The sequence below is a fragment of the Mesorhizobium sp. NZP2298 genome (genome assembly GCF_013170825.1).
GTDB lineage: Bacteria > Pseudomonadota > Alphaproteobacteria > Rhizobiales > Rhizobiaceae > Mesorhizobium.
On sequence record NZ_CP033365.1, the window covers coordinates 4,777,526 to 4,800,067 of the forward strand.

The following is a 22,542-nucleotide window of genomic DNA, read 5'->3' on the forward strand; positions in this document are numbered from 1 at the left end:
GTTGAAGTATCAGGGAATTTGATCAGGTCATGAAACCGAAAATCTTCATCGACGGCGAGCACGGCACCACCGGCCTCCAGATCCGGGCGCTGCTTGCCGAGCGTGGCGACCTGGAGATCATTTCCATTCCCGCCGAGCGCCGCAAGGAAACGGCGGCGCGCGCTGAATTCCTCAATGCCGCCGATATCGCGATCCTGTGCCTGCCGGACGACGCGGCGAAGGAGAGCGTCTCGCTGATCGCCAACGACACCACCAAGATCATCGATGCGTCGACCGCGCATCGCGTCGCCGAAGGCTGGGCATATGGCTTCGCCGAGATGGACAAGGATCAGGCCAAGGCGATCGCCACCGCCAAGCGCGTCGCCAATCCCGGCTGCTGGCCGCAGGGACCGATCGCGACACTGCGGCCACTGGTTGCCGCCGGCCTGCTGCCAACCGATTTCCCCATCACCGTCAACGGCATTTCGGGCTATTCGGGCGGCGGTCGGCCGATGATCGAGGACTATGTCGCCAAGGGCGAGGACGCCTCGGAGTTCCTGCCCTATGGCCTGACCCTGCAGCACAAGCACGTGCCGGAGTTGAGGGCCTATGCGAAACTGTCGCATGATCCGATCATGCAGCCGGCGGTCGGCAATTTCGCCCAGGGCATGATCACCGTGGTGCCGCTGCAACTCGGCGGCCTGGACCATGTGCCGACAGGCGCGGAGCTCCATGCGGCCATTGCCGACCATTTCGCCGCGATCAAGGGCGGCGTGGTGGAAGTGGCGCCGTACGCCCATCTGGAGCGTGTGCCGGAGATCGATCCCGAGATCTACAACGGCACCAACCGCATGAAGGTCTATGTCTTTGCCAACGACAACAGAGCGCAGGCGCTGCTGCTGGCGGTCTATGACAATCTCGGCAAGGGTGCCTCGGGCGCGGCCGTCCAGAACATGGACCTGATGCTCGGCCTTTGATGGACGCACCAGTCTTCCCGGCGCGCTGGAAAATCAGCGCGCCCGAACTCATTGCCGAGACCTTTTCGAGCCGCATCTGGAAGGTTGTTCGCGAGGATGGCTCGCCGGCCGTCGTCAAGGCGCTCAAGCCTTTCGACGATGTCGCCGACGAGTTGCGCGGCGAGCATTTCCTCGCCTGGCGGCGCGGCGAAGGCGCGGTGCGCCTGCTTGGCCGCGACGGCCACAGAATGCTGCTCGAATATGCCGGCGACACGCTGCTTACGCGGGTTCTCGATGAACAGGGCGACAACGTCGCGACCGCAATCGCTGCTGAGGTAATGGCAAAACTGCTCTCGCCATCAAAACACCGCTACCCGCCCGAGCTTCAGCCGCTCAGGGAGCGGTTTTCGAGCCTCTTCAAGAAGGCGAAAACCGACCGCCATGCCAGCGACGACAGCCTCTATGTCGAGGCTGCGGCCATCGCCGAACGGCTGCTGGAAAATCCGCACGATATCAGGCCCTTGCATGGCGATCTCCACCACGACAACATCTTGCAGGGCCCGCGCGGTTGGCTGGCGATCGACCCGAAGGGCGTGCTTGGCGATCCCGGCTTCGACGCCGCCAACATGTTCTACAACCCGCTCGACCGCGACGCGCTTTGCCTCGATCCCTCGCGGATCGCACACATGGCCGAAGTCTTTGCCAGGACGCTGGGGCAGTCGCCGGCCGCGATACTGGACCATGCCATCGCCTATGGCTGCCTGTCCGCGGCATGGCATCACGAGGACGACAATGCGGCCGAGGAGAACCGCGAGCTGTCGATCGCCAAGACGATCCGGGCCGTGCGGACGAATTTCTGACCCGGGAACGGCTGAAGTAATCGATTGTTCACCATGATCGGCTAGTGACATGTCCTGGCTTTCATAAGGATTTGCCATGGTCAGCGCGATCTCGGGTTCGTCCTCGGCAACCCAGTATTCCTCGTCCAGTTCCTCGAGCAATGCAGCCCAGGAGGCAGCGCTCGAAAAGCAGATCCAGGACCTGGAGGATCAGGCCAAGGCGATCACGGATGAAGTCAAGGCCGCCCAGGTGCGGCAGGATATAGCCGTGGCCCAAGCCAAGCTTGATGCGCTCAGGGCCGCCGACGCCGACAAGGCCGCCAAGGCCGCTCAGAGCCAGTCAACACCCTCCGCCGCCGCCTTGCGCCAAGCGGAATTCGACGGCGAGAAAACCACGCAGTCCAACGAATTCTGGATGTGACGATCTGATCGGCTCGGGATCAATTCCGGAGCGCGATCTCTTGCGGCAAGGGGTAAGCTCCCTTGGTGCCGCGACAATGCGCGGCGGCAAAGCCCAGCACGATCAGTGCGAAACCCTGATGGGTGAGCGCCATATGCAGCGGCACTTGCATCAGCAGCGTGCCGATGCCGATCGACGCCTGCACCAGCACCAGCACGAACAATAGCGTCGCGCGGCGCGCATGGGTTGAGCCCGGCAAGCGGATCCGTGTCGCGATCATGTGCCAGAGCGCGACGGCGAAGACTGTATAGGCGCCGAGCCGATGAACGAACTGCACCGTCTTCGGGCTTTCGAAGAAATTGCGCCATGCCGGCTCGAGGATCAGCAGGTCACCCGGGATGATCTTGCCATCCATCAGCGGCCAGGTGTTGTAGCTCAAACCGGCATTGAGCCCGGCGACAAGGCCGCCGAGATAGATCTGGATCAGCGCCAGAAGCACGATGAAGCCGGCTAGGCGCTGCGTCGAGCGATCGGCGGCGGGCTCGGAGTGCGGCGCCAAGCCACGCGCGACGACCATGGTGGCGGTGAAGATCAGCGCCGCCAGCGTCAAATGCGTCGCCAGCCGGTACTGGCTCACCGAGACCCGGTCGACCAGGCCGGAGGCCACCATCCACCAGCCGATGGCGCCTTGCAGGCCACCGAGAAGCAGGATGCCGACCAGCTTCGGCCCAAGGCCGCGCTCGATGCGGCGCGTTACCCAGAAGACCAGCAGCGGCAAGGCGAAAACCAGGCCGACGCTGCGCGCCAGCAGACGATGCGCCCACTCCCACCAGAAGATCGACTTGAACGCCTCGATGCTCATGCCCTTGTTGAGCTCGGTGTATTGCGGGATCTGCTGGTAGCGCTGGAATTCCTCTTGCCACTCGGCGTCGTTGAGCGGCGGGATGACGCCATGGATCGGCTGCCATTCGGTGATCGACAGGCCCGACTCGGTAAGCCGCGTGGCGCCGCCGACCAGCACCAGTGCAAACAGCACCAGAAGCACGACATAAAGCCAGCCCCGAACCAGCGCCCGGTTGTGCAGGTAGCGGTCGCGGGCAGCGTATGGCGCAGCGGCGGCTGATGTGGCAGCCATGATCTTGTCCCGGCAGGTTGAAGTCGCGGATAGGTGAACCATCGCACCCCTGCTGGCAAGGCCATCCGGCGCGGCACGCCGTCGCGCCGCCCGCAGCGGGTTGCGCGCATCCTGCGTTCGGCTTAAGCGATAGCGATCAACGAGGCCAAGCCATGCCTATTCGCCTGAAGAAGCTGATCGGAATGTTCCTGCTTGTGGCGCTGGTGATCATCTATGCGCTCGTCGCATCGATCTTCGCGGTCGCCCGTTTGTCCGAATCGGGTGCGTTGGTGCAATTCCTGTTCTTCCTGCTCAGCGGGCTGCTGTGGGTACTGCCGGCGATGGGCATCATCAAGTGGCTGATGCTGGAGCCGCGCTCGAAAGGCTGAAACAGGCCCGCGTCGGTTTACAGGGGTCACGCGTCAAGAACGCGAATGTGATCCATCGCCCCCGAACAAGGGGCTATCCTGACGGTGCCCACCTGGGGAGGCCGGCATGCTGAAAGGGATGTTCGCAGGGCTGATCTTGTTGTTCACCCCGCTGGCCGCGTCGGCCGCGGCGGCCGAAACCATCAACGTCTCGGACAACCATGGCGGCAGCGTCGCCACCTACAGCCAGCGCTGGAAAGCGTTGGCGGCGCGCGGCGTCAATGTGCGCATTGTCGGCAAATGCCGGTCCGCCTGCACGGTGCTGCTCGGCTATGTCCCCCGCAGCCGCATATGCGTCATGCCGGCGGCGAGTTTCGGCTTCCATCTCGCCCACCGCACCGACATGACCGGCGTGTTGTGGAAGGCTTATGCCTCCGACATCCACGGCTGGATCAACGCGCATGGCGGATTGACGGCCGACTTCAAATGGATGAGCGCGCCGGACACCTACCGCTATTTCCACAAATGCTGACACGTTGCGGATGTTCGCCGGCTCGGTCGCCTTGACAAGGCAGCCCGTCAGATGGTGACGACCATCTTGCCGGCATTGGCGAGCGGCGTGGTCACGCCCGACAGCATGGTGCGGATGTGGGCGAGGCTCTGGTAGCGGCCATTGATTGAAATCCGCGGCAAGGCATGCAGGAAGCCGGCATGTTCGGCGCGCAGCACGCCATGGCGGGTCGTCACGGCGGAGACATAGCCGGCGTCACGGGCAAAGCCCACCTCGCGGCAGCCGACGGCGCTCGCATAGCCATAGGGATAGGCGAAATGGCGGGGCTCCCTGCCGAGCTCGGCGCGCAACTTCTCCTTTACAGCGCCGATCTCATACCGCGCATCGGTCTCGGACAACCGCTTCAGATTGCTGTGGTTGATCGTATGGGCGCCAATCGTCACCAATGAATGTGCCGCGACAGTGCGAATCTCATCCCAGTTCATCAGTGTCCGCAGGCGCGGGGCGTCCGCGTCGACCCCGTTTGAATTGGCCAGATCGCGCAGCACGGTCCGCAAATCCTCCTCGCGAACCTCGGTAGCGAGATAGGCATGCAGCCGGGCTATCGCCTGGGTTTTCCTGGCGGGGGTCGTGCAATCGATCACCGCCGGACCGTTAGGGGTCGCGAGCGTCAGGCGATCGCACACATTGACGATGTCCTCGGCGACGTCCCACCAGAGATAGGCGGTGCCGTCGATCAGGCCGGGCGCGACATAGATGGTGATCGGCGCGCCGTGCTTTTCCAGCACCGGCAGGGCCTCGGTCATGTTGTCGCGATAGGCATCGTCGGCGGTGATGGTGGCGAACCGGCCGCCCCTGCCGCCTGCCTTGATGCGCTCCACGGCTTCGTCCATCGAGACGAAGGCATAGCCGTCCGCCTTCATGTCGCCGATCACCGCGTCGAGGAAGCTGGGCGCGATGTTGAGATGCCGGTTGACGCTGTCGGGTTTTTCCGGTGTCGCCGTCACGCGGTGCAGCATCAGGATGGCGCCGATGCCGCCGACAAATGGCCTGGCCAGCGGTGCAAGGCCGGTATAACGGGCGACGTTGAGCGCCAGTTTCCGGATTGCCTCCCCACCGTCGATCATTCATTCACCTTTTGCGCCTAGGCTGATCCAAGCACGGAATACGCCTGAGCGCCCCCCAAATCGGGATCAGTACGCCTTAAGGATTGAGGTATGGTTGACGCAATGGCGTCATTTGACGGCAATCGGCTCGCGGCGACCGAGGCTTCGCCACGCGCCCAGCCGAAGGATGCCGAGGGGCTGTCGGTTTCCGTCGTGGGTGCGGACGGGCTAGCGGCCTATGCGGAGTTCTGCCGGTCGGCGCTTAGCGCGCCGGCACAGGGCGCGACATGGATCCTGAACTGGGCCGCTCAGGTCAAGCCGGATCTGCTCGTGGCAACGCTCACTCTCGAAGGCAAGCCGGTCTTCGCGCTGGCGCTGGAGATTGTCAGCCGCGGCCCGTTCCGAGTCGCCCGTTTCATGGGCGACCGCCACGCCAATGGAAATTTCGCGGCAGCCGACACCCTATGGCTGAACAGGGCGGATCGCGCAAACGTCGGCGCGATGTTCGCAGCCATCGCCAAGGCTCGTCCCGACATCGATCTCATCGCGCTGGAAAGATTGCTGCCCGATCTCGAGGGCATCGCCAATCCGCTTGCGTCGCTCGACCATTTTGCCAGCCCCAATCTTTCGCTGGCCGTCGATCTTGCCGGTGGCTTCGATGCGCTGCTGCTGCGCGCCAGCGGCAAGCGCAAACGCAAGAAGCATCGTTCGCAGACGCGCAAATTCGAGGCCGTCGGCAGCCACCGGCGCATCGAGGCGCGAACTTCGGACGAAGTGGACAGGCTGCTCGACGCCTTCTTCGAGATGAAGGAACATCGCTTTCGCAAGATGGGCATTGCCAACGTCTTCGGCGACGCTCGGATACGTGCCTTCTTCCGGGGGCTGTTCACACAAGCCCTGGCCGAGGACAAGCCATCTTTCCTGCTGCATGGCCTGGAGGTCGCCGGCAAGCTGCGCGCCGTCACCGGGTCGAGCCGTTCGGGCAAGCGCCTGATCTGCGAGTTCGGCGCGATCGCGGAGGACGATCTCGCGCACAGCAGTCCCGGCGATTTCCTGTTCTTCGACAACATACAGGAAGCCTGCGACACCGGTTTTGCCGTCTATGACTTCTCCGTCGGCGACGAGGCCTACAAACGGCAGTGGTGCGATATCGAAACCCGGCATTTCGAGGTGCTGGTCCCGCTGACACTGAAGGGCCGCGCCCTGGCGCAGTCGCTTCGCCAGGGCGCGCGGCTGAAGGCCTTCGTCAAGAACAGCCCGACGATCTGGAAACTGACCAAGATGCTGCGCCGCAAGGCAGCCGGACAGCCAGCGCCCGCGGCTGTCGAGGACGACAGTTAAGCTCGCTTCGAAATGAGCGCCATGAAGCCGACCATCCGCACGCTATCCCTCAGGGAACTGACTGACCTCATCGACTGGGCAGCCGCCGAGGGCTGGAACCCGGGCCTTGAAGACGCGGCGATGTTCCAGGCCGCGGATCCGGAGGGCTTCATCGGCGCTTTCGTCGGCGACGAGATGGTCGCCGCGATCTCGGCGGTGGCCTATGGGCACGATTTTGGTTTCATCGGCCTCTACATCAGCCGTCCGGACATGCGCGGCAAAGGCTATGGCAAGGCGGTGTGGACCGCTGGCATGGCCAGGTTGGCCGGGCGCACCATCGGGCTGGATGGCGTCGAAGAGCAGCGGGCCAACTACCAGAGAAAAGGGTTCAGGCCGGTCTACGAGACCATCCGCTACAGCGGGCGCCCTGCGGGCTCGCCCGTCGGCGCCGGGCGGCTGCGCATGGTGACAGCGCAACCGGGGCCCGACATCATCGGATATGACGCGCTTTGCTTTCCCGCGCCCCGGCCCTCTTTCCTGCAGCAATGGCTGCAGCCGCCTCACCGTGCCCTGGCCGCGATCCAATCGTGGGGAGCGGCCGGCTATGCGGTAGCCCGTTCCTGCCGCAGCGGCTTCAAGGTCGGCCCGCTCTTCGCCGACGACACGCAGACCGCGCTCGAATTGCTCGCGGAGCTGGCAAGTGCGTGCAAAGGCGGCGAGCTGAACATCGACGTCCCAGCCACCCAAGTCGATTTCATCGCGGCGCTCGAGGCGGCGGGCTTCTCACCGACCTTCACCACCACCCGCATGTATCAAGGCCCACCCCCGAAGCTTGATGCCAACAGGATATTCGGCGTGACGACGCTGGAACTGGGATAGGTCAGGCGGTCTGTGGACAGCGGCTGTTCAGGCCGCGGAGCGCCGGCCCGGAGTGCCCGGCGGCTCGTGGCCAAGCGGCGTCACCAGCGTCAGGTCGGGGTAACCGCTCTCGATCAGCTTGACCGCGGCTCGCGTCACCTCGTCGTCCGGCTCGAGCATGGATAGGAACACTTCGGTGGCGTCGCCGCCCAGGCGGCTGATGCCTTGCGCGTCGGCCGGCCCGCACTCGACCACCACCAGATCATAGGCCGTGGTCAGCGACTGCATGATGATCGGCAACCTGTCGGCGGCGCGCATGGCGCGGACCGGATCGGCGGTGCCGACCGGAATGACGTGGCAATCGGAATAGAGATCGGCATGGATGACGTCGCTGAACTGCGCCTGCGAGGCGAGCAGATCGGTGATGCCCGGGAAAAGTCCGCTGTCCAGCATTGGCCGCGAAGCAGCACCCGAGGCGGTAAGATCGAGCAGCAAGACGCGCAGGCCGGCGTCGGACACCTCGCGCGCCACCAGGATCGCCGATGCGGCTGCCTCGTCGCCTTCGGGCGAAACGAATATCGCGCGTGCGGCCCCGCTGGCGATCAGCTTTTCCGCGGCCTTCTCGATGTCGATCTCACCGAGCACCGAGCGCGGCCGCTGGACCTCCACGACGGATTCCGGCTCGGTAGCTGATACGGCCTTGGCGACAGGCTCTGGCTGGGCGGCAGGCCCAGGCTCGGTGGCAGGCTCAGGCTCGGTAGCAGGCTCAGGCTCGGCAATGGGCTGGGGTCGCACCGTCATCTCGGAATCCGCGACCGTTTCGGACCATGGCGCCTCAGCACCTGGATTGGCAAACTCGCTGGCGACAGCCGGCTCAAGGCGGCCAGCTGGTTCCAGGGGAGCGGCCGGCTCCTGGCGGGCAGTTGTCGGCATCGCCACTTCGTCGATCGGTGCAAAACGGGCTCCCGTGGCCGGGCGCATGGCACGGCCCGAGAAGAGCTCCCGCAGCAGCGTGAAGACCGCCGCCAGCAGAAGCGAAGCCGCGGCGGCGGCGCCAACGATCGGCCCGACCTTGGGGAAGTATGGCTCGGAGGGCACCGAAGCCGGCGAGGAGACACGAGCGTCGACCGGCGCATAGTTGCGGTCCTGACGCGAGGCTGCCTCGCGGTAGTTGGTGAGATAGAGTTCGAGCTGTTGGCGCTTGGCCGCCGCATCGCGCTGCAGCGCGTCGAGACCGACCTGCTGTTCGCCAGCCTGTGCCGAGGCCGCCTTCAGCGTGTTGACGTCGGCGACGAGCTGGTTTTCACGTGCCTTGGCGGCATCGGCCTGCATAACCAGGCCCTTCATGACCTTCTGCGCTTCACTGCGGATCTGCGCATCGAGATCGGCCAGCTGTGATTTCGCCGCGCGAACGCGCGGATGATTGTCGAGCATCGTCGTCGACAGATCGGCGATGTTGGCGCGCAGCTCGACCTGGCGCTCCCGCAAACGCTGGATCAGGTCGGACGACAGCACTTCCGGCAGCGAATCCAGCGAGCCCCCATTCTGCAGCGCCTTGCGTACGCTGTCTGCGGTGCCTTCGGCCGCGGCGCGATTGGCCCGCACCCGCGACAATTCGGTCGACAGCTCGGCCAGTTGCTGTGTGGCCAAGGTGGAATTGTTGCCGCCCATCAGGAGGTCCGACTGGCCGCGGTACGCCGCGACCTTGGCCTCGGCATCCCTGACCTGCTTCGACAGGTCGGCGATCTCCGGCGCCAGAAAATCCGCGGCGGCGGTGTTCGATTCGCTCTTGGCCGCGCCCTGCCCGGCAATATAGGCAGCGGCAATGGCGTCTGGGATGGCTGCGGCGAGCTTGGGATCCTCCGAGGAGAACTCGATGGCAATGATGCGAGTCTTTTCAACGCCAAAGACGTTGAGCTTCTCGCGCATCTTCTTCAACACGCGTTCGTCGGCCGGAATATCCATCGGATCGTTCTTCAGCCCAAGCAGGATCAGCACGCGGCTGAGGGACGACATGTTGATCGTTTCGTCGAACTCAGGCAGTCGCGCCAAGCCGAGTTTCTGCGCCACCTGCTTGAGGATTTCGTTGGACGAAATGATCTGGACCTGGGTGGCGACGCCCTGCTCGTCGAGGATCGGCTTGTCGCCGTCATTGTTGCTGCCGGCCGGGCGGGTATAAACGGATTCGCGCGGGGCGATTTCCACCTGCGTCTGCGCCTTGTAGTGTCGTGTCGCGAACGAAGCGAACGCAAACGCCAAGCCTGTCACGAGCAGAACAAAGAGCAATATGCGCAGCCAGTTCCTCGCCAGGCTGGCGAAAAGCTGCCTGAGATCGACATCGACATCTGCGGCCGCGGACTGAACGGACATGCATCCCTACTCCGAAACTGGGTCAGGATGCACCGTAAACAACTATGGTAACTCAGCAGTTAAGATCGCGGTAATACTCCATTAGGGATTACTGGCGAGCGGCTAGAAAAAACGACAAAATGGCAAAATCCCTGCCGGCGCGAGCTCTATTGGCCGTAGCCTTTACCGGCCATTAACCCTAACAGGACGATAACGAACCCGATCCCAGATGTTTGCTGCGACGCCGCAGCGGCCAGTCGAAGGTACGTATCCGGTCATGAAAAGCACTGCTTCCCTCGTTCGCGCGCTGCTTGCCGTATCGATGCTCGCCGGCTGCTCCAGCTACCGCCCGCCGCCGGCGGCCTTCCACGAGGTCCTCGACCAGCCTTATCGCCTCGGCGCCGGCGACCGCGTTCGCGTCACCGTGTTCGAACAGGACGGCCTGACCAACACCTACAGTGTCGACCAGTCCGGCTATCTCTCCTTCCCGCTTGTCGGTGCCGTACCCGCGCGTGGTCACACCGCGCAGCAGATGGAAAAGGAGATCGCCGACAAATTGCGGCAAGGCTATCTGCGCGACCCGGACGTTTCGGTCGAGATCGACCGCTACCGGCCGATCTTCGTCATGGGCGAAGTGGGTGCTGCCGGCCAGTATTCCTACGTGCCCGGCCTGACCGTGCAGAAGGCCATCGCCATTGCCGGAGGCTTCACACCACGCGCCAACCAGGAAAGCGTCGACATCACTCGCGACATCAACGGCAAGGTGATGACCGGGCGCGTGGTCACCTCCGACCCGCTGCTGCCCGGAGATACCGTCTTCGTCCGCGAACGCCTGTTCTGACAGATACCACGTGGCGGACAAGCTCAGGATCGTCCACTGCTTTCGTTCACCCGTCGGAGGAATTTTCCGGCATGTGCGCGACCTGACGGAAGCTCAGGTCGCGGCCGGCCATGTGGTCGGGATCGTCTGCGATTCGACCACCGGCGGCGAATTCGAGGAGCGCCTGTTCGAGCAGATGAAGGACACGCTGGCGCTCGGTATCCATCGCACGCCAATGCAGCGCCATGTCGGCCCGGGCGATCTCGCCTCGGCCCGGCGCACCTACAGGATCATCAAGGAATTGCAGCCGGACGTCCTGCACGGGCACGGTGCCAAGGGTGGCGCCTATGCCCGTCTGTTCGGCTCATTGTTGCGGGTATCAAGGTCTCGCGTAGCCCGCCTTTATTCGCCGCATGGCGGCTCCCTCCACTATGACGAAACAACAGCCACGGGGAGGCTGTTCTTCGCACTGGAGCGCTCCATGGCGCGCTTCACCGATTGCCTGCTCTTCGTCTCGGATTATGAGCGGCGAACCTATCGCAGGAAGGTGGGCGAGCCGCCGATCCCGAACACGCTGGTCTACAACGGACTGCGCGCCACGGAATTCGAACCGGTGGCGATCGAACCCGATGCGGCGGATCTGCTCTATATCGGCATGATGCGGGACCTGAAGGGCCCCGACATCTTCATCGATGCGCTGGCCGCAGCCGGTCCCCGGCTTGGCCGTACGCTGAGCGCGGTGATGGTCGGCGACGGCGACGACCTACCGCGCTACCACGCGCAGGTGAAGCGTCTTGGGCTTCAGGACCATGTCCGCTTCCTGCCGCCAATGCCGGCCAGGGAGGCCTTCGCGCTGGCAGCGCTCGTCGTCGTTCCCTCGCGCGCCGAAGCCATGCCCTATATCGTGCTGGAAGCGCTTGCCGCGGCAAGACCCATGATCGCAACCGCTGTCGGCGGCATACCGGAGATTTTCGCTGCCGGCTCCCCTGCCCTGATCAGGCCCGATCCCGTCGAACTCACTGAAAAGATGAGTGAGGCGCTGGCCGATCTCGCAGCCTACGGCAAGCTGATGCCCGACGGCGCCGGCCTCAAGGCGCGTTTCGGCGCCGACGTCATGGCCGCCGAAATCGAGAAGGCCTATTTCGCCGCGCTCGGCAGGTGACTCCCCAAGCCTTTCCAAAGCCACGTGTTGTTTCAAGGGTTTCTTAGCTCTCTTTTGCTAATCACCCTGGGAAGCTTGCGGACTGTTCCATGAACGAGATTGACCCCGCGCGCCGCTTTTCAGCAGAAGCTGTGCGTAAATTCAACGGCCCGACCGATGGCGACGCACCCGGGGGCATGAACGATGTTGCCCGACAGGTCGCGTCGCAATACCGGCGCGATACGATGTCGCCGATCATGGTCAGCGGTGTCCTGCGCATGGTCGAGTTCGCGATCCTGTTCCTTTCGGGGCTCTGCGTCTATTTCTACTATGTCGGGTTCTTCAACTATCTCGCCTGGCAATATCCGGTGACGATCGCCGCCGCGTCGTTCCTCGCCGTGGTTCTGCTCGATGTCACCGACTGCTACCAGGTCGTTTCCCTGATGCGGCCGATCGCCAATTTCGGCCGCATCCTGCTGGTCTGGGCCGGCACCTTCGCGCTGATGGCGTTGACGGCTTTCACCATGAAGATGTCGGAAGACTATTCGCGACTGCTGTTCGGCACCTGGTTCGTGGTCGGCTTCGTCCTCCTCTTTGGCCTCAGGCTGGTGATGTCGAAGCTGATCCGGCGCTGGGCCCGCGATGGACGCATGGAGCGGCGCGCCGTCATTGTCGGCGGCGGCAAGGCTGCGGAAGTGCTGATCCGCTCGGTCGAAAAACAGCCTTACAACGACATCCGCATCTGCGGCATATTCGATGACCGCAGCGACAAGCGCTCGCCGCCCATCGTTGCCGGCTATCCCAAGCTCGGCACCATTTCGGAACTGATCGAGTTCGCGCGCATCGCCCGCATCGACATGCTGATCGTGTCGCTGCCGCTGACCGCCGAAACACGTGTGCTGCAGCTGTTGAAGAAACTGTGGGTGCTGCCGGTGGACATTCGGCTTTCGGCGCATTCAAACGCGCTGCAGTTCCGCCCACGCGCCTATTCCTTCATCGGTTCGGTGCCGATGCTCGACATCTTCGACAAGCCGATCAACGACTGGGATTCGGTCGCCAAGCGCGCCTTCGACATCATTTTCTCGCTGATCGGCATCATCGTCTTCTCGCCGGTGATGCTGGCGACCGCGATCGCCATAAAACTCGACAGCAAGGGACCGGTGCTGTTCAAGCAAAAGCGACACGGCTTCAACAATGAGATCATCGAGGTCTACAAGTTCCGCTCGATGTACACCGACCGGTCGGATCCCACCGCCAAGCAGACGGTGACCAAGAACGATCCGCGCGTCACCCGCGTCGGCCGCTTCATCCGCAAGACGTCGATCGACGAACTGCCGCAGTTCGTCAATTCGCTGCTGGGATCGCTGTCGCTGATCGGCCCGCGCCCGCATGCGATCGCGGCGCAGTCGCACAACCTTCTCTACAACGAGGTGGTCGACGGCTATTTCGCCCGCCACAAGGTCAAGCCGGGCGTCACCGGCTGGGCGCAGATCAACGGCTGGCGCGGCGAGATGGACACCAACGAGAAGATCCGCATGCGGACGGAGTACGACCTCTACTACATCGAGAACTGGTCGCTGCTGTTCGATCTGCGGATCCTGTTCCTGACGCCGATCCGGTTGCTCAATACGGAAAACGCCTATTGAGCGCGATTTCCCATGAACTGCCGCCGGGCGCGGTCAACGCCAAGCTGATCGCCCTGATTTCTTCCGGTGCGGTGGTGTTCGGCATCCTTCTGTCCGGCTTCGTCATCAGCGAGCCGGCGCCTTACGAAATCTACATGGCCGGGCTGATCGCCATCTGGGCGCTCTTCGGCTTGCGGATCTCCCGCGCGGCCATGCCGCTGCTGGTGCTGCTGGTGACAATGAATATCGGCGGCATGATCTCGATGACGCAGATGGCGGATCTCGCCTTCACGCCCCTCTATCTCTCCGTGTCGCTGTTCCTGGCCTTCAGCGCGGTGTTCTTCGCCTCGGTCACCGCCACGCAACCAGGTCTCTACCGGCTGATCTTCAATGCCTATGTCGTCTCGGCCGTGGCTACGTCGCTGCTCGGCATAGCAGGCTATTTCCATGTCTTTCCCGGCGCCGAGATCTTCACCAAATACGACCGCGCCGCCGGCGCCTTCCAGGATCCGAACGTCTTCGGACCCTTCCTGGTGCTGCCCGGCATCTATCTGCTCTATCTGCTCCTGACCGGTCCGGTCTCGCGCATGCCGCTGCTGGCGGTGCCGCTGCTGATCATCGCATCGGGCATCTTCTTCTCCTTCTCGCGGGGCGCCTGGGGCATGTTCGCCGTTTCTGCCGTGCTGCTCACCGGCTGCCTGTTCCTGCAGAGCAACAGCGGCAAGTTCCGGCTGCGCGTGGTGATCATGACCATCGCCGCGCTGTCGCTGCTGACGATCGCCATCATCGTCATCCTGCAATTGCCCGGGGTAGCGGACATGTTCACCCAGCGCGCGCATCTCGAACAGAGTTACGACACCGCCCGCCTCGGCCGTTTCGCCCGCTACGGTATAGGCTTCCAGATGGCGATGGAGCGTCCGTTCGGCATCGGGCCGCTGGTCTTCGGCAAGATGTTCGGCGAGGACACGCACGACATCTGGCTGAAAATGCTGATGGATTATGGCTGGCTCGGCTTTGTCTCGTTCCTGACACTGGTCGTCTGGACCATGACCGCCGGCTTCCGCATCCTGCTGCGCGACCGGCCGTGGCAGCCTTACCTCTTGTGCGCCTATGTCGCCTTCATCGGCAATATCGGGCTCGGCACCTTCATCGACATCGACCACTGGCGCCACGTCTACCTGCTGCTCGGCCTGATCTGGGGCGCCATCGCCTTGGAATACCGCCATCAGCGGCTGTTGCGGCCGGCTCTGGCTCAAGCAGGAAGCTGAAGGCACGATCTGCCCAGGGTTCAGCCAAGACGAACCCGGGAGAACTCCCATTTCGAAATGGCCAGGCTCAAACCGTTCGGGCCATTGATGGCGACTAGCTGTGAGCTTTCGGGAGGTTGTCCGTTCGGACCGGACCGAGGAGACTGGAGTTACCAGGCTTCAGCATCCACCGGAGGGTCCGAATGAACATCCACAAGAATGCCCGTCTAACGCCGCTGCGTCGAGAGGAGATGGCGCTGTCGGTGATAGGGCGCTCTTTCCCAAGCGTGACTGACCCCCGCAGTCGGGGCGATGGGCAACAAAAAAGCGGGCTATTGCCCGCTTCCCTTCGTTGCCAAGACTCATGCTCGATGCCGGTACATTCATGGCCGTCGAGCTGTCGATCAGCTCAAATGCACAGTCTGCCTGGTAAACCTCACCGACTATCTGAAGGGACGTTCGCGCGAATGCTTGATCAAGTATATGGCAGCCAAACGTGTTGCAAACAAGGCGCACTGCTAAAGCTCGGCTTCGGCGGCTTTTCGTTCTGGCTACAATGTGGCTAAAAACTCTATAGCCACCTCTGGGGGAAACGGCTAACTCTTTGTTTTGTTTGGTCGGAGTGGCCGGATTCGAACCGACGACCCCTTGACCCCCAGTCAAGTGCGCTACCGGGCTGCGCTACACTCCGGACCGGTCGCGATGTATCGTGATAACCCCGCTCCGGTCAACCGAATTCCGCGACTATCTTGCAGGTAGATTGTGAGATAATGGAGGCCGGCTGCATCAGTGTCCTACCTTAACCCTGGCACACATCGACCCATTCCGCACCGATAAGATCGACCATGCGCCGCGGAGCGATCCGTACCGCGGCGTTGGTGGCGCCGGCGGCCGGCACCACCTCATCGAATTCGCGCAGCGAAACGTCGCAGTAGACCGGCAGCGGCGCCGGCAAGCCGAACGGGCAAACACCGCCAACCGGATGGCTCGTGGCAGCCACAACTTCCTCCGCGTCCAGCATGCGCGGCTTGCCGCCGAACCGGTCCTTGAACTTGCGGTTGTCCAGTCTGGCGATGCCGCTGGTCACGACCAGCATGGTCCGCTCGCCGACGCGCAGGCAGATCGTCTTGGCGATCTGCGCCGGAAGGACGCCATGCGCCTCCGCCGCCAGCATCACCGTCGCCGAACTTGCTTGCGTGACCAGGACCTCGATGTCGGGCGCATGAGCGGCGAAGAAGGCACGAACAGAGTCCAGGCTCATGTCAGAAAACCCATGATTCAAAGCCGATGCACGGCGGACGCGATTGGCGCAGATTTGGATGCCGCAGGTATAAACACGTGCGATCCACAAATCGGCAAGCCCGGCCTGCCTGAGAACACCATGGCATCAACAAGAAACCCGCCAAGCGGGCCTTGGCGGGTTCTCTTGCATGCCTGGGGCTGGTCTATGCCAAGGGTCCGCCTTGCGCGGCCGGCGTCGGCGCGGCGGAAGCGATGAGAGCCTCCTGCGGCATGCGAAGCGCGGACGCAATACGACGCAGCTTCGACGGATCGGCCGCCCGGCCGTTCTCCATATCCTCGATCTCGCCGACCGAGAGGCCGCAGGTCAGGGAAAGCTCTTCCACGCTGTATCCGCGGGTTTCCCGCATGGCTCTGAGGGTGCTGTAATCGTGCCCGATCTCACTGGCTAACGGTTCGGAGAGGGCATGGCTTTTTGCATTGTTGGGCATTGGCAACTCCGGTGGCTGAAAGCGTCTTGATCAAAAATGGAGTGTTGCCTGAGACGAGCAGGAACATGCCCGCTCGCCGATGATTTGCCAAGAGCCAAACGGACCGTCACGCTATCGTGAACCGGACGCCTTCGCGGCGGCTTACGCACATCGGCGCCATCAAGTTCTTTTGAACACCCGGCACCTTTTTGCTCGGAGGTTTAGGCCCACCTGTTCGTTGTTCTGATGCACTGGCGTGAAAACCATCCGGTTCCAGCCAGCCCATTCCCAGAAGGATATCTGCAATGAACGTCAAGACATCCCTCCTCGTGCTCGGCACGATCTCCAGTCTTTTCATCGCCGGAGCGGCGACCGCTCAAGCGGCGGACGCGTTGCGCGTTCGTGGTACTGTGATCAGCTTCGAGCCCTCACTGCTCACCGTCAAAACCCGCCAGGGTGACACCTCCGCGATCAAGCTCAATACCGGCTGGAAGATCTCGGGCGTCGCCAGTGCCTCCGAAAAGGACATCAAGCAGGGCGACTTCCTCGGCATCGCTTCCGTTTCAAAGGCGGATGGCGGCAGCGGGGCGCTCGAAGTCGTGATTTTCCCCGCTGCCTTGAAAGGCACCGGCGAGGGTGACCGCCCGTGGGACCTGCAGCCGAACAGCCGCATGACCAACGGCACGGTGGCGGACGTTACCGACATAAGCGGGCGAGCCGTGACGCTGACCTACGACAATGGGCAGACCAAGAAGATTTCGATCCCCGACAGCACGCCTGTCGTGACCTTTGCCCCGGCCACGCCGACCGATCTCAAGCCAGGCGCAACGGTTTTCGTGACCGCCCAGCGAGAGGCTGACGGGACGCTGAGTTCCAGCCGTGTCGTGGTGGGAAACAATGGCGTGGTCCCGCCGATGTAGCCAAACAGCCGGAAGAGCGCGGCTTTTCGGCCCTGGTGATGATGGTCGGAAAGCCGGCTTCTTCGGAAACAGTCCAGAAACAAAATTCTACAATCGGGAAATACTGACGAAAAAATTCGGGAGCGTAATCCCATGCGCGGCGGTCGGGCTATCGACCCGATTTATATCTGCCTGCGAAAAAAGGAAACGATCCATGAAGAAGTCCCTCCTCTCGGCTCTCGGGCTTGCGGTTGCAGTTGCTTTCACGGTGCCGGCTATCGGCGTGACCAGCGCGGATGCGGCCCCGATGGCGAAGCATCATCGTCATCATCACCACTATCGTCATCATCACCGCCATCACCGCCATCATCACATGAAGACGATGAAGAAGGCCTGACACCGCACTGCCAACGAGAAGACCGGCCTTGGCCTCCTGTTCAAGGCTGGTCTTCTCCTGGTCATGCGCTGCCAGACCCGACATGAACCGGGCCCATCGGATTTCGCCTGACGACACTGCTGGCCAGGATTTCGGCGCCAATCCAATACCTCGAGAGGCGAGACTTTCACGCCGCACCAAATCGCGATACGGCCAGGGATGTTTCTGACCGGCAGCTGTACCGGATCAGGCTTTCGCGAACAGGCTAGGTATCCCGATGACGGCCAAGGCCGACCTCTCCCGGATAGACCGCCTTGTCCTGTCGGTTGCCCGATTGTGGCACACTTAGCCACCCTGCCCTTATCGTGCGGTTCTTCATGAAACCGGGCTATCTGCCCAATCCGGCCGCGCCCGTGCGCCACCATGAACTGTTGCTTTGGCGAAAGATTCTCGATCGCAACCCGCTGTTCGTGACGCTGACCGACAAGCTGGCGGCCAAGGCTCATATCCGTGGAGCCTGCCCCGGGATCCCCATACCGAATACGCTCTGGTGTGGGGCGACGCTACCGACATCCCGCCGGGTCTGCTGACCGGCGCCGTGGTGGTCATCCGGCGTTCGCCCGCGAAATCGAGCGGCTCTGGCGGCTCGACCAATCCGCCTTCCTGCGCCGACCTCACAACGGGGCTGTGCGCCTCTATGCCGACGCGCTTCGCGCCAGATGCCGGGGCAACATTGCAAATGACCAGGCCGACGCCGCGCGGCGCCCCTGATGAAGCCGCCGGAATCGGCAGCGCTTTTTTCTGCAACTACCCCATGAACCTTTCCTTCGAGCAGCTCACTAAGCCTGCATGGACGCCGGCAAGGCGATCCCCAATCAAACCGAAGGAAATGCAGAAATGACCACCAACTCGAACTTCAAGCGCCTCTCGCTCGCCGGCGCCATCGCATTCTCGGCGATCGGCTCGATGTCGATGACGAATTCGGCCTTTGCCAATGGCACGCACCCCACTGGCGACGGCGGCGCTGTTTGCAAGGGCGCAGGCCACTGCCTGGTACTCTCGATCGAGTGCAAGGGCACCTATACGGACGCCACCGACAAGAACGGCACGGTCTATGGCAAATGCAGCCAGACCGCGCAGGTTTCACCCCAGGCCAAGATCAAGCTCGCCAAGTAACCACCTGATGGCAATAAGAATGGCGGCTCTCCTTTCGGGGTCGACCGCCATTTTTCTTGATTGAATCCCTTGTCTTATGACCAGAGGGCTCCTCAGCGCCGGCTGAAAAGCAGGCTGGCGACCAGGCCGAGTACCACAAGGCCGACCGCGGCGGCGGCCGCCGGATGGTCGCGGGCCGATTTCTCGATCACCCTGCCCTGCTTTCGGATTGCCGGCATGGCATCCCGCAGACGTCCGGCAAGATCCGAATATGTATCAAGAGCGGCATCGCGGCCGTCTTCATAGTAAGTGCCACCCCGTTTTGACATTGCCTTGCGCAACGCCGCGAGTTCCCTTGAGAGGGCCGCGACCTGCTTTTCGAGGTCGATGTCCGAAAGAGTCGAGAATGATGCCATCATGCGTTTCCTTGTCTTGCTGAACGATGTCTCGCAGAAGGAAACGTAACGCCTCACCCGAAGGCGAGTTCCGGCCCAAAGGCTTCAAAACGCGTGCGGCGGTCAGCGCACCTGGTCAAGCAGACGCTTGCATTCCAGCAGATCGAACAGCGCCTCCTGCAGCAGCGCGCGGTTGTCGCGCGAGAGTTTCGACGCGTCCGGCTGAACCGGACCTTCCTCGTCGCTCTTGCCCAGGCCAAAAAAGCGGCGGCTGGGCTTGACCCTCGGCTGGCCAACCAGTTCATCATCTCCACCGCGCGGCTGCGCCGCCGGTGTCAGCGGCACCTGATCGGCCTGCTTCCGTTGCGAGATCGCCTCGACGGCGGCCATGTCACCATTGCCGATGGCGACCAGGAAATGATTGCCGTTTTCGCGCAGCAGCTTCTGCACACCCTTGATCGTGTAGCCCTGGTCGTAGAGCATGTGGCGGATGCCCTTGATCAGTTCGACGTCCTGCGGCCGGTAGTAGCGACGGCCGCCGCCGCGCTTCATCGGCTTGATCTGGTTGAAGCGCGTCTCCCAGAAACGCAGCACATGCTGGGGCAGGTCGAGATCTTCAGCGACCTCGCTGATTGTGCGGAAGGCGTCAGGGCTCTTGTCCATGGGCGAAATCCTCACGCTGGAGCGTGATCCGGAACGGTACTCAGCGAGATCAGGCTCACCAAAGAGAAAAACTCATTCCGGTTGCGCGGAATGGACCATACGCGAAACACCAATCCGGCCATGCTGCCGAATCGGACCTTATTTCAGCGGTTTGTGAAGCAATATTCAAGCCCGGCGTCATGGCGGCGCCGGTTTTCAACGCCAACGGAGGCTATTTGCCGCCCTTGGCCTTGCTGTTCTGATGCGAGCGCAAGATGCGGTTCTTCAGCACGTTGGACGATTTGAAGGTCATCACCCGACGCGGCAGGATCGGCACTTCTTCACCGGTCTTGGGATTGCGCCCGATGCGCTCGTTCTTCGAGCGGACATGAAACGTCGCGAAGGACGACAGCTTGACCGTCTCGCCACGCACGATGGCTTCGCAGATTTCGTCCAGCACGGCTTCGACGAGTTCGGCGGATTCAGTGCGCGACAGACCGACCTTTCGATAGACGGCCTCCGCAAGGTCGGCACGCGTAAGTGTCTTTCCCCCCATGCGACCGTCCCATCAGCTCAAACATAAAATCGGCACAACAACGGCTGAGCCTAAGTAATTGATCCGGCAAGGTCAAGGACCGAAACCGACCCGTTCGGCACTTACCAGCGAACCAGAACAGCACCCCAGGTGAAGCCGCCGCCCATCGCTTCCAGGAGAACGAGGTCTCCCTTCTTGATGCGACCATCGGCAACGGCCACCGACAGTGCCAGCGGCACGGAAGCAGCCGAGGTGTTACCGTGCAAATCGACCGTAACCACCACCTTTTGCTCGGCTATCCCGAGCTTCCTGGCGGAAGCGTCAATAATTCGTTTATTGGCCTGGTGCGGCACGAACCAGTCGAGATCGTCAGCGGTGATGCCCGCGGCCGAGAAGGTCGCCTCGATAACGTCGGTGATCATGCCGACCGCGTGCTTGAAGACCTCGCGGCCTTCCATCCTGAGGTGGCCGACCGTTCCCGTCGTTGACGGTCCGCCGTCGACGAAAAGCTTGTCCTTGTGCGCGCCGTCAGAGCGCAGGCTGGCCGCCAGAACGCCATGGTCGGCAATCGTGCCAGCCCCCTCGCCTGCTTCCAGGACCAGGGCGCCGGCGCCGTCGCCGAACAAAACGCAGGTCGAGCGGTCATTCCAGTCGAGGATGCGCGAGAATGTTTCCGAGCCGATGACCAGCACGCGCTTGGCGAAGCCGCCACGGATATAGAGATCGGCTGTCGTCATCGCATAGACGAAGCCCGAGCACACCGCCTGCATGTCGAAGGCAAAGCCGTGATGCATGCCGAGCCTGTTCTGGATCTCGACAGCAGTGGCCGGGAATGTGTTGTTGGGCGTCGACGTCGCCAGCACGATCAGGTCGATGTCGTCCGGCGTCAGCCCGGCATTTGCAAGGGCGGCACGGGCCGCGGCCTCGCCCAGGGAAGCCGTCGTCTCGTCGTCGGCCGCGATATGACGCTGGCGGATGCCAGTGCGCTGGGCAATCCACTCGTCCGAGGTTTCGACCATGCCCTCGAAATCGGCATTCTTCATGATGCGGCGGGGCAGCGCGGCGCCCGTGCCGCGCACGACTGATCTGATCAAAGTTCTTTCCTATTCCTTCGCGTCGGTAACGACGTCGGATTTCCTAGATGACAGGGCACGCGGGTTGCGCGCATGAAACAGGTCGAGGTCGGCCTCGATCCGGTCAAGCAGATTGTTGCGAACCATGTCGTAGCCGAGTTCGATCGCGGCGGCGAACCCGTCCGAATCGGCACCGCCATGGCTTTTGACGACGATGCCGCTCAACCCCAGGAAAACGCCGCCATTGGAGCGGCCGACATCCATCTTTTCGCGCAGGCGATCGAAGGCGCCCTTGGCGAAGACATAGCCGATCTTGGCCATCAGGGTACGGCTCATGGCGGCGCGCAGGTAACCTGCGATCTGGCGCGCGGTGCCTTCCGCCGTCTTCAGCGCGATATTGCCGGCGAAGCCTTCGGTCACCACCACGTCGACCGTGCCCTTGCCGATATCGTCGCCTTCGACAAAGCCATGATAGTTCATCGAGGCCATGTTGGCCTCGCGCAGCATGCGTCCTGCTTCCTTGACCTCTTCCTGGCCCTTGATCTCTTCCACGCCGACATTGAGCAGGCCAACCGTCGGTCGGGCGATGCCGAACACGGCGCGCGCCATGCCGGTGCCGAGAATGGCAAAATCGATGAGTTGTTGGGCATCGGCGCCGATGGTGGCGCCGACGTCCAGAACCACGCTTTCGCCGCGCAATGTCGGCCACAATGCCGCGATCGCCGGGCGATCGATGGTGGCCATGGTGCGCAGGCAGAATTTCGACATCGCCATCAACGCGCCTGTGTTGCCGGCGGAGATGCAAGCGTCCGCGGCACCCGACTTGACCGCTTCGACCGCCTTCCACATCGACGACTTCCAGCGGCCATGGCGCAGCGCCTGGCTGGGCTTGTCGTCCATCCTGACCGCGATCTCGCAGTGGAAGAATTCGCTCACCTCGGCCAGCTTGGGGAACTTGGCCAGTTCGGGGCGCACCAGTTCCTCACGCCCGTAGATGACGAAGCGGATGTCGGGACGGCGGGTCGCGACCGTCATGAGCGCCGGAATGACCACGGCTGGTCCGTGATCGCCGCCCATGGCATCGATGGAAATCCTGATCACGCGGTATTTATCTCACGGTTATGC

General features: G+C 62.8%; 27 protein-coding genes, 1 tRNA gene and 1 pseudogene. 17 read left to right on the top strand and 12 right to left on the bottom strand.

Annotated features, from left to right (window positions below; all coding sequences use genetic code 11):
* Positions 1 to 29 precede the first annotated feature (29 nt).
* The 3 genes from argC to EB231_RS23245 all read left to right on the top strand — a co-directional run bounded on the left by argC (position 30) and on the right by EB231_RS23245 (position 2,195).
* Positions 30 to 956, top strand: a complete 927-nt coding sequence (gene argC, locus EB231_RS23235; protein ID WP_172350871.1) for an N-acetyl-gamma-glutamyl-phosphate reductase — start codon at positions 30 to 32, stop codon at positions 954 to 956.
* Positions 956 to 1,795: an aminoglycoside phosphotransferase family protein gene (locus EB231_RS23240; RefSeq protein WP_172350872.1), complete on the top strand. Its 840-nt coding sequence runs from the start codon at positions 956 to 958 to the stop codon at positions 1,793 to 1,795. The genes argC and EB231_RS23240 overlap by 1 nt, the downstream gene beginning before the upstream one ends.
* A 76-nt stretch (positions 1,796 to 1,871) precedes the next feature.
* A complete protein-coding gene (locus tag EB231_RS23245) occupies positions 1,872 to 2,195 on the top strand; it encodes a hypothetical protein (protein WP_172350873.1) in 324 nt (107 codons plus the stop codon).
* Positions 2,196 to 2,214: 19 nt separating this feature from the next.
* On the opposite strand, the gene EB231_RS23250 is transcribed toward EB231_RS23245, so the two are convergent.
* Positions 2,215 to 3,309, bottom strand: coding sequence for a COX15/CtaA family protein (locus EB231_RS23250; RefSeq protein ID WP_172350874.1), 1,095 nt, complete (start codon positions 3,307 to 3,309; stop codon positions 2,215 to 2,217).
* A gap of 152 nt (positions 3,310 to 3,461) precedes the next feature.
* Here EB231_RS23250 and EB231_RS23255 point away from each other — a divergent pair, with 152 nt between their 5' ends.
* A complete protein-coding gene (locus EB231_RS23255; protein WP_172350875.1) occupies positions 3,462 to 3,677 on the top strand; it encodes a DUF2842 domain-containing protein in 216 nt (71 codons plus the stop codon).
* 106 nt (positions 3,678 to 3,783) lie between these two features.
* A complete protein-coding gene (locus tag EB231_RS23260) occupies positions 3,784 to 4,188 on the top strand; it encodes a hypothetical protein (RefSeq protein ID WP_172350876.1) in 405 nt (134 codons plus the stop codon).
* A gap of 47 nt (positions 4,189 to 4,235) precedes the next feature.
* On the opposite strand, the gene EB231_RS23265 is transcribed toward EB231_RS23260, so the two are convergent.
* The gene (locus EB231_RS23265; protein ID WP_172350877.1) at positions 4,236 to 5,294 is read right to left on the bottom strand and encodes a polysaccharide deacetylase family protein; all 1,059 of its coding nucleotides are present in this window, start codon (positions 5,292 to 5,294) and stop codon (positions 4,236 to 4,238) included.
* A gap of 90 nt (positions 5,295 to 5,384) precedes the next feature.
* Between EB231_RS23265 and EB231_RS23270 the strand changes: the two genes are divergently transcribed.
* Both EB231_RS23270 and EB231_RS23275 read left to right on the top strand, forming a co-directional pair.
* Positions 5,385 to 6,614, top strand: coding sequence for a GNAT family N-acetyltransferase (locus tag EB231_RS23270; RefSeq protein ID WP_172350878.1), 1,230 nt, complete (start codon positions 5,385 to 5,387; stop codon positions 6,612 to 6,614).
* Positions 6,615 to 6,635: 21 nt separating this feature from the next.
* A complete protein-coding gene (locus EB231_RS23275) occupies positions 6,636 to 7,472 on the top strand; it encodes a GNAT family N-acetyltransferase (protein ID WP_172350879.1) in 837 nt (278 codons plus the stop codon).
* Positions 7,473 to 7,499: 27 nt separating this feature from the next.
* Here the strand turns inward: EB231_RS23275 and EB231_RS23280 are convergent, their stop codons facing one another.
* Positions 7,500 to 9,821 (bottom strand): GumC family protein, encoded by a 2,322-nt coding sequence (locus EB231_RS23280; protein WP_172350880.1) that lies wholly within the window; start codon positions 9,819 to 9,821, stop codon positions 7,500 to 7,502.
* A gap of 256 nt (positions 9,822 to 10,077) precedes the next feature.
* Between EB231_RS23280 and EB231_RS23285 the strand changes: the two genes are divergently transcribed.
* From EB231_RS23285 to EB231_RS23305, 5 genes and pseudogenes are all read left to right on the top strand, one after another.
* Complete coding sequence (locus EB231_RS23285) at positions 10,078 to 10,641, top strand: polysaccharide biosynthesis/export family protein (RefSeq protein ID WP_056565427.1); 564 nt, start codon at positions 10,078 to 10,080, stop codon at positions 10,639 to 10,641.
* A gap of 10 nt (positions 10,642 to 10,651) precedes the next feature.
* Entirely contained in the window at positions 10,652 to 11,782 is a 1,131-nt protein-coding gene (locus tag EB231_RS23290) for a glycosyltransferase (RefSeq protein ID WP_172350881.1), read from the top strand.
* A gap of 89 nt (positions 11,783 to 11,871) precedes the next feature.
* Positions 11,872 to 13,407, top strand: coding sequence for an undecaprenyl-phosphate glucose phosphotransferase (locus EB231_RS23295; protein ID WP_172350882.1), 1,536 nt, complete (start codon positions 11,872 to 11,874; stop codon positions 13,405 to 13,407).
* A complete protein-coding gene (locus tag EB231_RS23300) occupies positions 13,404 to 14,654 on the top strand; it encodes an O-antigen ligase family protein (protein WP_172350883.1) in 1,251 nt (416 codons plus the stop codon). The genes EB231_RS23295 and EB231_RS23300 overlap by 4 nt, the downstream gene beginning before the upstream one ends.
* Positions 14,655 to 14,836: 182 nt before the next feature.
* A pseudogene (locus EB231_RS23305) lies at positions 14,837 to 14,902 on the top strand (type II toxin-antitoxin system RelE/ParE family toxin); the annotation flags it as partial.
* Between the two features lie 345 nt (positions 14,903 to 15,247).
* Here the strand turns inward: EB231_RS23305 and EB231_RS23310 are convergent.
* The 4 genes from EB231_RS23310 to EB231_RS23325 form a co-directional block, all read right to left on the bottom strand.
* A tRNA-Pro gene (locus EB231_RS23310) sits at positions 15,248 to 15,324 on the bottom strand.
* Between the two features lie 108 nt (positions 15,325 to 15,432).
* On the bottom strand, positions 15,433 to 15,894 hold the full coding sequence (locus EB231_RS23315) for a YbaK/EbsC family protein (protein ID WP_172350884.1): 462 nt from the start codon (positions 15,892 to 15,894) through the stop codon (positions 15,433 to 15,435).
* A gap of 184 nt (positions 15,895 to 16,078) precedes the next feature.
* Positions 16,079 to 16,363 (bottom strand): helix-turn-helix domain-containing protein, encoded by a 285-nt coding sequence (locus EB231_RS23320; protein WP_172350885.1) that lies wholly within the window; start codon positions 16,361 to 16,363, stop codon positions 16,079 to 16,081.
* A 106-nt stretch (positions 16,364 to 16,469) separates the two neighbouring features.
* Positions 16,470 to 16,658 (bottom strand): hypothetical protein, encoded by a 189-nt coding sequence (locus EB231_RS23325; protein ID WP_172350886.1) that lies wholly within the window; start codon positions 16,656 to 16,658, stop codon positions 16,470 to 16,472.
* Here EB231_RS23325 and EB231_RS23330 point away from each other — a divergent pair.
* The 5 genes from EB231_RS23330 to EB231_RS23350 all read left to right on the top strand — a co-directional run bounded on the left by EB231_RS23330 (position 16,648) and on the right by EB231_RS23350 (position 18,793).
* On the top strand, positions 16,648 to 17,262 hold the full coding sequence (locus tag EB231_RS23330; RefSeq protein WP_172350887.1) for a hypothetical protein: 615 nt from the start codon (positions 16,648 to 16,650) through the stop codon (positions 17,260 to 17,262). The two genes, EB231_RS23325 and EB231_RS23330, sit on opposite strands and share 11 nt — an antisense overlap.
* Positions 17,263 to 17,455: 193 nt before the next feature.
* Entirely contained in the window at positions 17,456 to 17,638 is a 183-nt protein-coding gene (locus tag EB231_RS23335; RefSeq protein WP_172347041.1) for a hypothetical protein, read from the top strand.
* Positions 17,639 to 17,994: 356 nt separating this feature from the next.
* The gene (locus EB231_RS23340) at positions 17,995 to 18,207 is read left to right on the top strand and encodes a hypothetical protein (protein ID WP_172350888.1); all 213 of its coding nucleotides are present in this window, start codon (positions 17,995 to 17,997) and stop codon (positions 18,205 to 18,207) included.
* The gene (locus EB231_RS23345) at positions 18,168 to 18,518 is read left to right on the top strand and encodes a hypothetical protein (protein ID WP_172350889.1); all 351 of its coding nucleotides are present in this window, start codon (positions 18,168 to 18,170) and stop codon (positions 18,516 to 18,518) included. Before EB231_RS23340 ends, EB231_RS23345 begins: the two co-directional genes overlap by 40 nt.
* A complete protein-coding gene (locus EB231_RS23350) occupies positions 18,515 to 18,793 on the top strand; it encodes a hypothetical protein (RefSeq protein ID WP_172350890.1) in 279 nt (92 codons plus the stop codon). The genes EB231_RS23345 and EB231_RS23350 overlap by 4 nt, the downstream gene beginning before the upstream one ends.
* A gap of 92 nt (positions 18,794 to 18,885) precedes the next feature.
* On the opposite strand, the gene EB231_RS23355 is transcribed toward EB231_RS23350, so the two are convergent.
* The 5 genes from EB231_RS23355 to plsX form a co-directional block, all read right to left on the bottom strand.
* The gene (locus EB231_RS23355; protein ID WP_172350891.1) at positions 18,886 to 19,188 is read right to left on the bottom strand and encodes a hypothetical protein; all 303 of its coding nucleotides are present in this window, start codon (positions 19,186 to 19,188) and stop codon (positions 18,886 to 18,888) included.
* Between the two features lie 102 nt (positions 19,189 to 19,290).
* A complete protein-coding gene (locus EB231_RS23360) occupies positions 19,291 to 19,830 on the bottom strand; it encodes a MerR family transcriptional regulator (protein WP_027042329.1) in 540 nt (179 codons plus the stop codon).
* Positions 19,831 to 20,041: 211 nt separating this feature from the next.
* Complete coding sequence (locus EB231_RS23365) at positions 20,042 to 20,365, bottom strand: integration host factor subunit alpha (RefSeq protein ID WP_010915609.1); 324 nt, start codon at positions 20,363 to 20,365, stop codon at positions 20,042 to 20,044.
* A gap of 101 nt (positions 20,366 to 20,466) precedes the next feature.
* Positions 20,467 to 21,438, bottom strand: coding sequence for a beta-ketoacyl-ACP synthase III (locus EB231_RS23370; RefSeq protein ID WP_172350892.1), 972 nt, complete (start codon positions 21,436 to 21,438; stop codon positions 20,467 to 20,469).
* Between the two features lie 9 nt (positions 21,439 to 21,447).
* Positions 21,448 to 22,518 carry a phosphate acyltransferase PlsX gene (gene plsX / locus EB231_RS23375; protein WP_019857626.1) on the bottom strand — a complete coding sequence of 357 codons (1,071 nt, stop codon included), beginning with the start codon at positions 22,516 to 22,518 and terminating at the stop codon, positions 21,448 to 21,450.
* Positions 22,519 to 22,542 lie beyond the last annotated feature (24 nt).

Coding starts and splice junctions, on each gene's coding strand:
- argC (WP_172350871.1), top strand. CDS start 30: ATGAAACCGAAAATCTTCATCGACGGCGAGCACGGCACCACCGGCCTC.
- EB231_RS23240 (WP_172350872.1), top strand. CDS start 956: ATGGACGCACCAGTCTTCCCGGCGCGCTGGAAAATCAGCGCGCCCGAA.
- EB231_RS23245 (WP_172350873.1), top strand. CDS start 1,872: ATGGTCAGCGCGATCTCGGGTTCGTCCTCGGCAACCCAGTATTCCTCG.
- EB231_RS23250 (WP_172350874.1), bottom strand. CDS start 3,309: ATGGCTGCCACATCAGCCGCCGCTGCGCCATACGCTGCCCGCGACCGC.
- EB231_RS23255 (WP_172350875.1), top strand. CDS start 3,462: ATGCCTATTCGCCTGAAGAAGCTGATCGGAATGTTCCTGCTTGTGGCG.
- EB231_RS23260 (WP_172350876.1), top strand. CDS start 3,784: ATGCTGAAAGGGATGTTCGCAGGGCTGATCTTGTTGTTCACCCCGCTG.
- EB231_RS23265 (WP_172350877.1), bottom strand. CDS start 5,294: ATGATCGACGGTGGGGAGGCAATCCGGAAACTGGCGCTCAACGTCGCC.
- EB231_RS23270 (WP_172350878.1), top strand. CDS start 5,385: ATGGTTGACGCAATGGCGTCATTTGACGGCAATCGGCTCGCGGCGACC.
- EB231_RS23275 (WP_172350879.1), top strand. CDS start 6,636: ATGAAGCCGACCATCCGCACGCTATCCCTCAGGGAACTGACTGACCTC.
- EB231_RS23280 (WP_172350880.1), bottom strand. CDS start 9,821: ATGTCCGTTCAGTCCGCGGCCGCAGATGTCGATGTCGATCTCAGGCAG.
- EB231_RS23285 (WP_056565427.1), top strand. CDS start 10,078: ATGAAAAGCACTGCTTCCCTCGTTCGCGCGCTGCTTGCCGTATCGATG.
- EB231_RS23295 (WP_172350882.1), top strand. CDS start 11,872: ATGAACGAGATTGACCCCGCGCGCCGCTTTTCAGCAGAAGCTGTGCGT.
- EB231_RS23315 (WP_172350884.1), bottom strand. CDS start 15,894: ATGAGCCTGGACTCTGTTCGTGCCTTCTTCGCCGCTCATGCGCCCGAC.
- EB231_RS23320 (WP_172350885.1), bottom strand. CDS start 16,363: ATGCCCAACAATGCAAAAAGCCATGCCCTCTCCGAACCGTTAGCCAGT.
- EB231_RS23330 (WP_172350887.1), top strand. CDS start 16,648: ATGAACGTCAAGACATCCCTCCTCGTGCTCGGCACGATCTCCAGTCTT.
- EB231_RS23335 (WP_172347041.1), top strand. CDS start 17,456: ATGAAGAAGTCCCTCCTCTCGGCTCTCGGGCTTGCGGTTGCAGTTGCT.
- EB231_RS23340 (WP_172350888.1), top strand. CDS start 17,995: ATGAAACCGGGCTATCTGCCCAATCCGGCCGCGCCCGTGCGCCACCAT.
- EB231_RS23350 (WP_172350890.1), top strand. CDS start 18,515: ATGACCACCAACTCGAACTTCAAGCGCCTCTCGCTCGCCGGCGCCATC.
- EB231_RS23355 (WP_172350891.1), bottom strand. CDS start 19,188: ATGGCATCATTCTCGACTCTTTCGGACATCGACCTCGAAAAGCAGGTC.
- EB231_RS23360 (WP_027042329.1), bottom strand. CDS start 19,830: ATGGACAAGAGCCCTGACGCCTTCCGCACAATCAGCGAGGTCGCTGAA.
- EB231_RS23365 (WP_010915609.1), bottom strand. CDS start 20,365: ATGGGGGGAAAGACACTTACGCGTGCCGACCTTGCGGAGGCCGTCTAT.